General features: G+C 41.0%; 12 protein-coding genes. 3 read left to right on the top strand and 9 right to left on the bottom strand.

Features of this window, described 5'->3' with window-relative positions:
• Positions 1-130: 130 nt before the first annotated feature.
• The 3 genes from MHB79_RS14580 to malK all read right to left on the bottom strand — a co-directional run bounded on the left by MHB79_RS14580 (position 131) and on the right by malK (position 3,909).
• Positions 131-1,213, bottom strand: coding sequence for a BMP family lipoprotein (locus MHB79_RS14580; protein ID WP_044140813.1), 1,083 nt, complete (start codon positions 1,211-1,213; stop codon positions 131-133).
• Between the two features lie 394 nt (positions 1,214-1,607).
• Positions 1,608-2,315 (bottom strand): response regulator, encoded by a 708-nt coding sequence (locus MHB79_RS14575; RefSeq protein WP_003213073.1) that lies wholly within the window; start codon positions 2,313-2,315, stop codon positions 1,608-1,610.
• The gene (gene malK, locus MHB79_RS14570; RefSeq protein ID WP_340990055.1) at positions 2,308-3,909 is read right to left on the bottom strand and encodes a malate sensor histidine kinase MalK; all 1,602 of its coding nucleotides are present in this window, start codon (positions 3,907-3,909) and stop codon (positions 2,308-2,310) included. Before malK ends, MHB79_RS14575 begins: the two co-directional genes overlap by 8 nt.
• A 185-nt stretch (positions 3,910-4,094) precedes the next feature.
• On the opposite strand from malK, the gene MHB79_RS14565 reads away from it, so the two are divergent.
• Positions 4,095-4,652, top strand: coding sequence for a YufK family protein (locus tag MHB79_RS14565; protein ID WP_003212871.1), 558 nt, complete (start codon positions 4,095-4,097; stop codon positions 4,650-4,652).
• A 42-nt stretch (positions 4,653-4,694) separates the two neighbouring features.
• On the opposite strand, the gene MHB79_RS14560 is transcribed toward MHB79_RS14565, so the two are convergent.
• From MHB79_RS14560 to MHB79_RS14550, 3 genes are all read right to left on the bottom strand, one after another.
• Complete coding sequence (locus MHB79_RS14560; RefSeq protein WP_003213597.1) at positions 4,695-5,105, bottom strand: thiol-disulfide oxidoreductase DCC family protein; 411 nt, start codon at positions 5,103-5,105, stop codon at positions 4,695-4,697.
• Positions 5,106-5,123: 18 nt separating this feature from the next.
• Complete coding sequence (locus MHB79_RS14555) at positions 5,124-7,025, bottom strand: transglycosylase domain-containing protein (protein WP_050944036.1); 1,902 nt, start codon at positions 7,023-7,025, stop codon at positions 5,124-5,126.
• Between the two features lie 108 nt (positions 7,026-7,133).
• Positions 7,134-8,312: an MFS transporter gene (locus tag MHB79_RS14550; RefSeq protein WP_309216248.1), complete on the bottom strand. Its 1,179-nt coding sequence runs from the start codon at positions 8,310-8,312 to the stop codon at positions 7,134-7,136.
• A gap of 218 nt (positions 8,313-8,530) precedes the next feature.
• Between MHB79_RS14550 and kapD the strand changes: the two genes are divergently transcribed.
• Positions 8,531-9,148: a 3'-5' exonuclease KapD gene (gene kapD, locus MHB79_RS14545; RefSeq protein ID WP_003213730.1), complete on the top strand. Its 618-nt coding sequence runs from the start codon at positions 8,531-8,533 to the stop codon at positions 9,146-9,148.
• Here the strand turns inward: kapD and MHB79_RS14540 are convergent.
• The gene (locus MHB79_RS14540; RefSeq protein ID WP_003213196.1) at positions 9,145-9,537 is read right to left on the bottom strand and encodes a kinase-associated lipoprotein B; all 393 of its coding nucleotides are present in this window, start codon (positions 9,535-9,537) and stop codon (positions 9,145-9,147) included. The two genes, kapD and MHB79_RS14540, sit on opposite strands and share 4 nt — an antisense overlap.
• Before the next feature lie 90 nt (positions 9,538-9,627).
• On the opposite strand from MHB79_RS14540, the gene MHB79_RS14535 reads away from it, so the two are divergent.
• Positions 9,628-9,807: a hypothetical protein gene (locus tag MHB79_RS14535; protein WP_003213469.1), complete on the top strand. Its 180-nt coding sequence runs from the start codon at positions 9,628-9,630 to the stop codon at positions 9,805-9,807.
• Here the strand turns inward: MHB79_RS14535 and MHB79_RS14530 are convergent, their stop codons facing one another.
• Both MHB79_RS14530 and MHB79_RS14525 read right to left on the bottom strand, forming a co-directional pair.
• A complete protein-coding gene (locus MHB79_RS14530) occupies positions 9,808-11,100 on the bottom strand; it encodes an ATP-binding protein (protein WP_095117872.1) in 1,293 nt (430 codons plus the stop codon).
• A 133-nt stretch (positions 11,101-11,233) separates the two neighbouring features.
• Positions 11,234-12,409, bottom strand: a complete 1,176-nt coding sequence (locus MHB79_RS14525; protein WP_340990053.1) for a MalY/PatB family protein — start codon at positions 12,407-12,409, stop codon at positions 11,234-11,236.
• Positions 12,410-12,436 lie beyond the last annotated feature (27 nt).

The following is a 12,436-nucleotide window of genomic DNA, read 5'->3' as shown; positions in this document are numbered from 1 at the left end:
GATGAAGATAAAAACTAGCAAAAGAAAAGCTGCAAAACGAGGCTGCAGCTTTTCTTTTACCACCTTTTACGAATAAAGAGGAGGTAAAGGAGAAACAAGGGGATAAGGCGCGCTTATCCCGATGTTCAAATTAAGCTTTAAAATCTTTTAGTTCATCACGTGTTGCAGGGATTTTAATTTCGCCCTTGATGATTTTTTGTTTCCATTCTTCTACTTTCTTCAATACATCTTTATTAAGGTTGTCCTGAGATGGAGAAATGTCAAGAGCGCCTTCTTTCAGACCATATGTGATCACTTCGCCGCCAGGGAACTTACCTTCTTTTGCTTTCGTTGTTAAGTCTTGTACCGCTTTGTCTACTTTCTTAACCATAGAAGTAAGGGTGACACTTTGTTTTGTTCCAGGTACTTTTCCTTCGTCATACTGGTCTTTATCTACACCGATGACCCAAACTTTGCGGTTAGGATCCGCTTTTTTCAGGTTTTTCGCTTCTGTGAAGACACCAGTTCCAGTGCCGCCAGCAGCATGATAAATGATGTCGACGCCGGATTTGTACATGCTTTCAGCTGTTGCTTTCCCGATGTCTGCCTTATCGAATGCACCAGCATATTTCACTTCAACTTTTGCTTTCGGGTTAGCTGCTTCAACGCCTGCACGGAAACCAACTTCGAATTTTCTGACTAATTCAGAATCAACGCCGCCAACAAAACCAATTTTATTTGATTTTGTAGAAAGAGCAGCCGCAACACCCACAAGGAATGATCCTTCATTTTCGTTGAACACAATGCTGGCTACGTTGTCTTTTTTCACGACAGCATCAACGATGGCAAAGTGGTTTTTCTTACGCTGATCTGCAATTTCACTAATAGAATCTTGCATTAAGAAACCAATTCCGTAAATCAGGTCGAATTTCTCACGAGCAAGTGTGTTTAAGTTTGTTGTATAGTCAGCGTCTGATTTAGATTGTAAGTAATCAAAGCCGTTTTTACCTTTTTTTAGATTGTTGTCTTTTCCAAATGCTTGTAAACCTTCCCAAGCTGATTGGTTAAACGATTTGTCATCGACACCACCGACATCAGTTACCATTGCAACAGTGAATTGATCTTTATCTTTTTTGCTTTCACCGCTGTTTGAGCCAGAGTTGCCGCATGCTCCAAGGATGGTTCCTGCTGCTACGACTAAGGACAATGCTAGTCCAATTTTGCGCTTCTTCAAAACATAACCCCCTATAAAATTTAAAAGTTTCAGAAAAGTCTCGCGAAAAAAGACCGACCTATCTCTTCTCACCCTTCTGAATAGGGTATTTTATCCTGCTTTCTCCTGAAATTTATGGAGGACAGGAGAGAAGATGTAAGACATCAGACTTATATCTCGTTGAACTAATCAATCATAATTTATCATTTCCAATCGAATAAATAAATAGAAATTTGTTTTATTTTAAAAAAAATGTTAAAAGGCTAAATTCGATGTCTTTTTATGTGCTGAAATATGATATAATGCTGCTTTTGTGATGTGATCTACTACAGTGGAACCACTGATATCAAGGGGTTTGTCACATCGTGTTCCATAAAAAAACATCTGGCCTCTGTATAAGGTCAGATGTGTCAAATTATAGATATTGCTGAATTAAATTCATATTTGTTGTACTGAGTTTATATTGGAAAACAGGGCGTCCAATTGTCCCGTATGCCATTTCAACATCAACTACTTCGATGTCCTCAAGGAATTTCAAGTATTTTCTAATAGAGACTTGAGAGATTTCTGTATGATTCGCTAGGTCTTCGGTCGTGAAAGCCTGATGACCGAATGATTGAATACTTGTCCAGATGAGTTTGAGTGTGCTTTTGGTCAGGCCTTTTGGCAGAAGGACTTTTTCCGTCTCTGCTTTTTTATGAAAGAGCTTCGCATCTAAATCATTTTGCGAGATGCTGTTCATCGTTTGGTACAAGGCGTGTTTTCGTTTATATTCTGAGAGCGCTGATTGGAAACGTTCAAATTCAAACGGCTTGATCAAATAATCAACAGCCCCGTTTCGCATCGTTTGCTGGATCACGTCGACTTCATTGGCAGCTGAAATGACAATGACATCAACCGAATGATTTTGTTTGCGAATTTCTGATAATAATGCCAGGCCATTTTGTCCAGGCATATAAATATCGAGCAGTACAAGGTGAATGGCTTCTGTTTTTAAGATGTCCAGTGCCTGCTGAAAAGAGGTGGCAATCCCTTTTAATTCAAAGCCGTCGATTTGGGTCAGGTAGCGTTTGTTCAGCTCCCCAACCATTGGGTCGTCTTCTACTATTAACACATTAATCATGTGAATCCTCCTTTTGTTTATACGGAATACGGAGACTAAAGGTCGCTCCTTCTCCTTTTTCACTCGTGACAATCAGATGACCGTTCAATTTTTTGATGCTTTGATCAACGAAGTAGAGACCGAATCCTCTGTCTTCTCCTTTAGTTGAAAAGCCTTGATCAAACATGATGTCTTGTTCTTTTTTTGTGAGACCAACACCTGTGTCTGTAATTTCAATATGAAGCTGCTCCTGAACGTATCGGAATGAGATCGAGATGTTTTTCGTCTCAGTATGAGAAACAGCATCGAGTGCGTTATTTAACAGGTTGCCAATGACGGTAATGAGATCATGCGTCACTGCCGGGTCCTCTGAATTTGGGACTTGTGTGCTGCATATGACTTCTAAGGTCGCGCCTTGTTCCCTGATATAGCTTTGTTTTCCTAGTAAAAATCCTGCTAAAACAGAGTTTTTCACATGGTTGATGATTTCATTTGTTTCCGTCTGCTGATAGATCGCAATATCTTTGATATAAGTGCCAAGGTCATCGTAGTTTTTGAGCTGAACCAATCCTAAAATGACATGAAGCTTGTTCATAAATTCATGTGACTGGGCACGGAGGGCATTTGCATACATTTTGACTCCGCTCAGCTGCTCAGCCAAGTGTTTGACTTCTGTTTTGTCACGGAAGGTGGCGATTGCTCCAACGATCTCGCCCTTTACCGTAATCGGGACTTCGTTAAATACGAGCTCCAGTCCGTTCATTCTCACGTCGCGGTCAAGCAGCGGCTTGCGTGTTTCAATGACTTGCTTTAGACCGCTTGAAGGGAGGAGCACCTGAACACCTTGTTCTCTAGGATCAACCATAATGCCCATAATATGAAAGAGCCGTTTCGCTTCAGCATTGGCGAGCTTGATTTTACCGTGCTGATCGACGGCAAGAATCCCTTCTTTTGTTGATTCTAGCATGGCGCTTCGTTCTTTTAATAATGTAGCAATCTCATCTGGCTCTAGTCCAAACATAATTTTCTTCACTTTTCTTGCCACAATGAGTGCTCCAATGATACCAGAAAGAAGACTGAGCGATATGACGAAGTAGAGTGGAAGTAAGCTTTGATGAATAATCAAGTCAATTTCCTTTAACGTAATCCCTACTGCCACAGCCCCGAGCTGCTTCCCATTTTGATCATAAACCGGAACAAAAGCACGCATGGATCTGCCAAGTGTTCCAGAAGCCGTACTAATATGCTCTTTACCCTGTAATGCTAGTTTTTCATCACCGCCAGCAAACCGCTTCCCGATCTTCTGCGGATTTGGATGGGTTTTGCGAATGCCGTTCATATCCATCACGACAACGAATTCGGTTTTGGTGATACGCTGAACACTTGTTGTATATTGACGGAGTGCTGAATACGATCGATTTTCTTCTAATGATTTCGCTGTGATCGGAGCCTCTGCGACCATTTTGGCAGTGGAGAGGGCGATGTCACGTTCCTGCTGATGAATGTTTTTAGCTGTTTCTGACCAGATCGTAAAGAAAGTGATACAAAGGGAGATCAGGACAACGATACAAACAAAAATCGTCAGTCGTGTTTGCAATCTTAATGTTTTTTTCACGAGTATACCCCTAACGCACGATTTTTTCGTAATAGTAATACTTTAACGGGAAAATGTAAGTTTGTGAAGGAATGTACGTGCAAAATCACAAATTTGATTTTGCTACCAGTTTACTTTGAAAGCATCTTGTCAATCCGTTTTAAGTGAGCCATAATAAATGTGAGCTTATGAGAAAGGATCTATTTATGAAAAATACATATTTGACTGGATATTTTCCGCTGATTTCGATTTTACTATTCAGCTCTGCTTTTTCGATTTTCACAGTAGGGATTATGACTGATTTCTTGACTCAAGCAGGTATTTTAAAAGGAATGCTGGAATTCTTCTCGGAACAGGGCATTCGGCTTGCTCTTTTTGCTGCTTTTGCACTTGTTTATTTTATGATTTTATCTGCCTTGAAACTGATTGCAGATACGGTGTTAGAGCTGGCGCTACTCTTTTTCGCGAAAGATCCTGAAGGAGAGAACTTAAAGAAAATTCGGATTGCATCCGTTGTTTATTTATTTGCCAGCTTGCTTGCATTTCTGCTGACGCAGCAGCTGATTTTGCTTGTCGGACTATTTGTTTTAGCAGGTCTTGTCTATTTTATCTGGGTTGTGGTCCGCATTTATCAATCGCTTTCCATGCTGAATTTAATTGGATTTATGATGTTTATTTTGCTGTTTTGGGCCACGTTTTTAATCGGCATTTTGTACTTATTTATTAAGCTTTATAACAGTGTTATGGCAAGTCTGCCTTCATAAACAGACAAAGAAAGCATCCTCCGATAGTGGAGGATGCTTTTTTTATGATAGAAATCGTTTTTGAATATCAGGTGTAGGCATCATACAAGATGTTTTTTGACCGAACCATTTGTAGCGATTTTTCGCTATCCGCTCATAAAACCAATCACGGATAGGGCGCGGAATGGCAAGGAATAAATAACTCCATCTGTAGATTCCTTTTAAATGCCGCGTGGCTTTTAAGATGCCTGTCGACTTCGTATAAAGGGTGCCTTTTTCAATATAAATGAATGAATTAAACTCATCTAAAGGCAAACCGTTTTCTTTTAAAATGCGCTGCCCCGTCTCTGATTGTAATGAAGCAAACATCATTCGCTCATTTGGATCACGCTTAATCACAAACTGAACAGCGCCGCTGCACACGTTGCAGACACCATCAAATAAAATTAAATGGGATGGATGTGTTGAATGCATTGCAATCAAACCTCCTGTTTATCTGGCGTATTGCATCGTATTTTTCCAAATACGTAAGTGCGGACTTGAGCTGTAAATAGATTCAACCGTTCCTCTATCTCTTCCAACCCATACACCCATTGTATATTGATCTGTCAGTCCAACAAACCAAATGTCTTTGTAGTCATTGGATGTTCCTGTTTTACCACCAATGTAAGGGGAACTGAAATTCGCTTTTTTCCCTGTTCCGCTTTTTACAACGGAGGCAAGCAGTTTACGCATGGTGTCATTTGTCCGCTGAGAATACACTTGCTTCGGTGACTCTTTCCACTTGTAAAGTGTCTTGCCGTTTAAGTCTGTCACCTTTGTGATCGAATGATTTTGCGTGTAAGCACCTTGGTTGCCAAAGACGGTATACGCATCTGTTATTTCTAGCGGCGAGAAGCCCTTCGTAAATCCGCCAAGTGCAGAAGGAAGGCGGTAATCATCCGCTACGATATGCTCGAATGAGAATTTCTCTAAATAGCTAAAGCCCTTTTTGACACCGACTGTATCTAGCATTCGGATTGCAGGTGTATTGTAAGAGTTCTTAAAGGCTGTTTCAAGTGTGACGGTTCCATACGTTTTATGATTATAGTTCTGCGGACAGTATCCGCTGCTACAAAACTTGCCGGCACTAATTTTGCTTGAAGCTGTTGCACCGGTTTGGTCGATGTAAGGACCATAGTCTAAAAGCGGCTTAATCGCAGAACCAGGCTGTCTTTGCGCTTGATAGGCGTAGTTGAAATCAAACTTTTTATAGTTCTTCCCGCCAGCAAGTGCGACAATTTGATGCGTTTCATGATTAATGACCGCTGATCCGCCTTCTACACCTTGGTAAGGTAGCTGCGCATTGAGCTGATAGACGGCTCGTTGCTGTAAGGAAGGATCAAGTGCCGTATAAATTTTGACCCCATCCTGAAGCAGGGCACTGACCTTTTCAGATAATTCTTTTTGAATGGCTTTTTTTGCTCCATCTGTTTTGGCCTTCTTCAAGCGTTTTGTAAAGCCTTCCTGATCTGACACAAGATCGGTAAATTCCTCATTGGCATATGTCACATAGTCAGGGTAAAGGTTTTTCTTTTCACTCAAGGACAGGCTGATTTTTTGTTTGACGGCTTTTTTGTATTGCTTTTTGGTGATGACGCCGTCTTTCTTTAAAATGCCAAGCAGTCGTTCTTGGCGTTTCTTTGTGTGTTTGAATTGCTTCAATGGGTCATACAGTGTTGGGTTGTTTGGAATCGCAGAGATAAATGCCATCTGTGCAAGCGTTAAAGAACTAAGTGGCTTATCAAAATAGTAATTAGCCGCAGAACCGACACCGTAAACACCATTACTGAAATAAATCGTATTTAAATAGCTTTCGAGTATTTCATCTTTTGAGAATTTCCGCTCTAATTCATAGGAATAGAGCAGCTCTGTAAACTTTCGGGTGAACGAACGTTCATGGCTTAAATATAAATTACGAGATAATTGCTGTGTGATCGTACTTGCGCCTTGGCTGATGCCATGGTTTTTCACATTTGAGGCAAGGGCACGAACAACTCCCATAAAGTCAATGCCTTTATGGTCATAAAAGTTACGGTCCTCTGAGCGGAGGAACAGCTCCTTCACATGATCAGGAATTTTATCATACGTGACGAACACTCGGTTTTCATCGTTTGAAACGATCTCTGAGATGAGAGAGCCATCCCGGTCATACATATAACTGTTTTGGGAAAAATCTATCTTTTCCAGCTTGATTTTTTGATCAAGCACTTCGTTCACAGGCTTCACACTTGCAGCTTCTTCCTTTGATAGATAAAAAGTCAGAACAAATAATGGAATGAGGGCAGCAAGTAATAACCAACCAATCATTGCACGAAACATGAGGTCACTCACTTTCTTCAATTTTCTAGCCATATCGTACCATTCTTTTGCGAATACGAGAAGGTTATTTTTAGAAAAGAATGGGCTTGAAGTCTAGTGAATAAGGCTTCTACACAAGAAAAAAGAGTATCTGATGCTGGATCAGACACTCCCTTCTTTTGCCTTCGACTGTGAGCGGACTGCCCATAAAAATAATGCGCCAAATAGAAAAATGCCGGCGGTGACATAAAAGACAGCTGGAATCCCGTAATGACTCGCCACAATGCCGCCAATTACCGGACCGACAACATTCCCAAGAAAACGGAAGCTGACATTGTATCCAAGCACTTCCCCTTGCATAGAGGCAGGTGCTTTGATCCGAATATACGCCGTCGTACATGGAATAATCCCGCCAAGTGCCATCCCGTATAGAAAACGGAAAAGTACTAACATCGCATAGGAATCCGCCATTGCTTGCGGGATGAATAAAATAGAGGAGAGGATGAGAAGGGCAAGCAGCACCTTGTCGTGACCAATTCGATCTCCGAGATCTCCCCATTTTCGTGTAAAGAGCAGGTTGCCAAGTCCAGTTGCAGAGAACGCAAGACCTGCATAAAATGCGAGATTAACAGGACCGTGTAAATCATGAATGTATAAAGCCAAAAGTGGCTGAATGCTAAAGTTCCCTACTTGTGTAATAAACGTTAAAAGCATCGTGACGACAAGCAAAGGCTGTTTGAAAATATGAACGAGCACATCCTTCCGTGAGTAAGAAACGCGCCTCGCTTCTTTTGAACGGATGGGATGTTCTTTCACTCCGAAAATAATCACAATTGCTGACACATAAATGACAGCCGCTGTGAGGAAAAACGTATAAATAAATCCGACGCTGTCTGCCATGAATCCGCCCATTAATGGACCAAACAATCCTCCGGCGACATTACTCATCTGCATCGTTCCAAGGGTTTTACCTGCAGTTGCCTTTTCCGTCTGTGCAGAGATGAGTGCCATTGAAGTCGAGATAAAACCTGTGACAAGCCCCATGAAGAGCCGCAGGGCGAATAGCTGATAAACGGTTTGCACAAGCCCCATTAATAGAATACTTGTTGCGATCCCAATCCCGTTAATGAGCAAAATCTTTTTATAGCCATGCCGATCTCCAATCCGTCCCCAAATCGGAGAAATCAGAAAGGCCGTTAAAAACGTGACGCCAAAGACATAGCCGCTCCATCTTTGGACAAATTCATTTGAATAACTGCTATCAAGAGATTCTATGTAAAGTGATAAAAAAGGGACGATCATTGTAATGCTGGCAGATACAAAAAAGTTCACAAACCACATGATGTACAAGTTTTTCTTCCTGTTTGTGATAGAGACCACCTTCTTTATTTATTTCGTGTTCCTTAATAATTATAAAGGAAACTAAACGATCTTTCATCTGATGAATAGGTTGGGCATAGTGAATCTGCATTATTTTCAAGAAAATGAAGTGATTTCAAGGTCCGTCTTAATATAATGGTATCAGAATGAAAAACTGATGAAAAAGTGAGGTGAGACTGGTGGAACAGAAGACGGTGCTTGTGGTCGATTTTGAATTTACGATGCCTGATGGAAAGTATCATCCGCAAAATTTTTTTCCTGAAATTATTGAAGCTGGGGTAGTGAAAGCGGCAAGTGAAACGATCATAGACACGTTCTCTAGCTACGTCAAACCGAAAAAGTTCCCGAAGCTGACGAAGCGCTGTAAATCGTTCCTCGGTATTACGCAGCAGGATGTAGAGAGCGGAATTTCCTTTGAGGCATTTATCGAGAAGCTTGTGTCGCTAGATGGGGGAGAGGATTGTGAGATTATTACATGGGGCAATATGGACATGAAAGTGCTGAAGCAAAACTGTATGCTCAATCACATTGCCTTTCCTTTTAAGGGGAAGCTGAGGGACCTTGCCTTTGAATATAAAACCTTTTTTGGTGATCGCACACTGACAGGGCTTCGCAAGGCGGCAAAGGAATACGGCAGTGAAGGAGCTGGTAAGCATCATAAAGCACTAGATGATGCCATGACGACTTATCAGCTGTTAACCCTTTTTGAAAAAGACAGAGCCTATGTGGAAAATCCGCAAACAACCAAAATTGGTGAGCTGATCGATTTCTCACATTTTTTTGATTCGGCTGATTAGCGGGCGTCTTCTGGAAAATAATCTTTTTCGAGAGAAGATAGGCATGCTCTTGATTTTTCCGCCCATTTGGATTCATCCGCATGGAGCGCTTGTTTTAATTTTTCTACAGCTTCTTTTAGTGATACTTGATAATCTGGTATAACGCCATCATAAGGCTTCACCATATGATGAGGGATATTCGTCTGTTCACGATAGGCCAAAGCCCGTCTTTCTTGGAAAAAAGGCACGTCTGCTTCTTTTGGGTGATGCAGGTCGCCTTGAGTGGGATGTGTCAGAACGGCTTTTACTTGAACGAGATAGGCCGATGGTTTCACTGCTGTCACTTCCCCAATGTAAACACCTGTTTTATAAAATCCTTTCACAACTTGTCCAATTTGAATGTCTGTCATGTGAAATTCCTCCATTTCCTTCTCGTAGGAAGGTATTTCATTTCTTTTAGCCAATATAGTGAAGTAAACGAGCAAAAGGGGGAATGGCGAATGTTGTCGTTCATCGCACTCTTTCTACTGTATTTTCCTGAAGATAAAAGGGAGTACATCCCAGCGGCAATCACCACTGTGATTTTCTTTATGGCTGCATTTATTTGCTTTCGTCTGATCGTTCGTGCGTCTAAGAAGCAGGAGCGGATAGATGAAAAAAAGACAAAAAAAATGGATTGATCATTTTCTTCTTGTATCTTCAGGAAATTTCACGGTAACGGTTGTACCAGACTGCAGCGAGCTTTTGAAACGAATGGTTCCATGGTGATTTTCAATGATAGAAAATGTCACGGTCAGCCCAAGTCCAGTCCCTTTATTTTTCAATGTGTAATAGGGTTCGCCAAGCTTTTTCATTTGGCTTTCTGTCATTCCTACACCGTTATCCACGAAAAAAAGGCATATTTTATGATTTTCTTTTGAAGCATAAAGCTCAATTTTCCCTTCGTGTTCTGGGGCTGCTTCAATCGCATTTTTGATTAAATTAATCATGACTTGCTTGATCTTCGTTTCATCACCTTGAATGTATAAGTCAGGTTCAATGGATTGATGAATCGTGACCGATTTGAAATTCGCATAGGATGTCATCAGTGATGCACATTCCTCGAGTAATTTAGATAGGTTGAGAGATTCAATTTGATAATAATTTTGTTTCGCAATGTCAAGATAACTCGTAATAATATCCTGCGCCCTGTCTAACTCGGACAAAACGAGATTTTTATAATCTTTATTGGTTGATGTCTCTTTTGTATTGTCACTAGAAAAGAGCAATTGGATAAAGCCTCTCACCACTGTCAGCGGATTGCGTACTTCATGGGCAACGCTTGCAGCGAGTTCACTTACAATGGTCAGCTTTTCTGATTGGACAAGCTGTGTTCTCATTTGCGCATTTTCTTTGACGAATTCAATGGAATAGATACTTAGCACGAGAAAGAATATGTAGTAAAGAGTTGAGAAAAATAACTCAAGTAACTTCTGCTGCATAATAAAGGCCGGGCTGTATTCCATTAAGCTGACCGCAAATAGTCCAATGTAAATAAAGAATCCTTTGGATAAACCGATAAGCACTCCATACATCAGCTTTTTCAGCTTCGAATATTGACGCCATTTCCGGTAGAACAGAAATGGGATGAAAAAGTAAATCGGTACGACAATGAGTCCAACCCATAAAAAAGAGCCATACATCACGAATTTGACCATGGAACTTATCAAGATGGCGACGATCCCAGCTGTGTAGCCTCCATATAAAATGGCAAGTACAAGAGGGATGGATTGAAGGCCAGTCTGCAAGTCTAAAATCGAACCAACTGGATACATAATACATAGTGCTGAAGAGATGGATGCGAATACTGTGATGAGCAGTTTATTCGTTTTTGGGAAATGAGCAGGGGTCCGGCTTAGCCATAGCGCGTGATATAAAAAGATTGGAAATAGAATAAAAGATACATGGAGCAGAAAATCCTTGAACATTTCCATTTAAATGCTCTCCTCGTAAATAATAGTAATTCCTCTCATTATATCATTTCATGTACAAAGTAGATATGATAAAAGGAGGGTTTTTTTCTTTAAAAAGAACACCCGTGAGGATGTTCTTTTGATCATATAGGTCTTAATCAGATGATTGCGTAAACGCTTGATGAAGGCGTTTCAATCCTTCTTTGACTGTTGAAGTAGGACAGCCGAGATTCATCCGAATAAAGCCGTCTCCTTCGAGTCCGTACACGTGACCAATCTCTAGGATCACTTTGCCCTTTTTTAGCAAATTGCGTTTCAATTCCGCTTGACTGAATTGATAATCCCGAATGTCTAGCCACAATAAATAAGAAGCATCTGGTTTCATATAACGCATGTTTGGAAGATGTTCGTCAATATAGTCCATTGCCATTTTCATATTGCTTTCGAGATAAAGAACAAGTGCATCAAGCCACTCGTCGCCATGGCGGTAGGCTGCTTCCATCGCAGGGATCGCAAAAGCATTCAGTTTGGCCAGTCCGTTTCTTTGCATTTCATTGTTGAAAAGGGTTCTTTTTTCTTCATCGGAAATGATAATGGCAGATGCTTGGAGGCCAGCTAAATTAAATGTTTTACTTGGTGCAATGCACGTCACTGTGATATGTGCTATGTCGTCAGAAAGACTAGCAAATGGTACATGCGGCTTTCCGTATAGCATCAAATCAGAATGAATCTCATCTGAAACGACTGTGACACCGTGCTTGATACAGAGGTCTCCTACTCGCTTTAACTCTTCTTTTGACCACGCTCTTCCGGACGGATTATGCGGATGACAGAGGAACATGAGCTTCGCTTCAGGTCTGCTTAATTTTTTCTCTAAATCATCAAAATCCATGACATAGCGGTTGTTTTCTATTTTTAAAGGATTGGTTGAGACTGTTCGTCCATTTTGTTCAATCATTTGATAAAAAGGTGTATACACAGGGGACTGTATGACGACTTCGTCACTTGGTTTTGTATAGGCTTGGACTGCAAAACTAAGCGCCGTGACAATTCCAGGTGTGAAGGTGACAGCTTCTGTCTGGATCGACCATCCATGCCTTCTTTTGAGCCATTCAGCTACTGCCTGCTGCGTATCCTGATCTTGAAAGGCATAGCCAAATACACCGTGATCCAATCGCTTTTTTAATGCATCAAGGACGACCTGCGGCGCTTTAAAATCCATATCGGCTACCCACATTGGCAGCGCATCTGTAGTAAGGAATAAAGACTCTGCTTGATCCCATTTCACTGATTTTGAACCTTTACGTATGATCTGTTCGTCGAAATTCATGAAACCCACCTCTAGCCGTTTTTCAAC

The sequence above is a fragment of the Bacillus sp. FSL M7-0558 genome (genome assembly GCF_038003245.1).
Taxonomy (GTDB): domain Bacteria; phylum Bacillota; class Bacilli; order Bacillales; family Bacillaceae; genus Bacillus; species Bacillus pumilus.
This window is presented reverse-complemented; position numbering and strand designations above follow the sequence as displayed.

What these genes read in the sequence shown, in the direction of transcription:
- MHB79_RS14540 (WP_003213196.1), bottom strand. Translation starts at nt 9,537, where the DNA reads ATGACAGACATTCAAATTGGACAAGTTGTGAAAGGATTTTATAAAACA.
- MHB79_RS14525 (WP_340990053.1), bottom strand. Translation starts at nt 12,409, where the DNA reads ATGAATTTCGACGAACAGATCATACGTAAAGGTTCAAAATCAGTGAAA.
- MHB79_RS14555 (WP_050944036.1), bottom strand. Translation starts at nt 7,025, where the DNA reads ATGGCTAGAAAATTGAAGAAAGTGAGTGACCTCATGTTTCGTGCAATG.
- MHB79_RS14575 (WP_003213073.1), bottom strand. Translation starts at nt 2,315, where the DNA reads ATGATTAATGTGTTAATAGTAGAAGACGACCCAATGGTTGGGGAGCTG.
- MHB79_RS14565 (WP_003212871.1), top strand. Translation starts at nt 4,095, where the DNA reads ATGAAAAATACATATTTGACTGGATATTTTCCGCTGATTTCGATTTTA.
- MHB79_RS14530 (WP_095117872.1), bottom strand. Translation starts at nt 11,100, where the DNA reads ATGGAAATGTTCAAGGATTTTCTGCTCCATGTATCTTTTATTCTATTT.
- MHB79_RS14560 (WP_003213597.1), bottom strand. Translation starts at nt 5,105, where the DNA reads ATGCATTCAACACATCCATCCCATTTAATTTTATTTGATGGTGTCTGC.
- MHB79_RS14535 (WP_003213469.1), top strand. Translation starts at nt 9,628, where the DNA reads ATGTTGTCGTTCATCGCACTCTTTCTACTGTATTTTCCTGAAGATAAA.
- MHB79_RS14550 (WP_309216248.1), bottom strand. Translation starts at nt 8,312, where the DNA reads ATGTGGTTTGTGAACTTTTTTGTATCTGCCAGCATTACAATGATCGTC.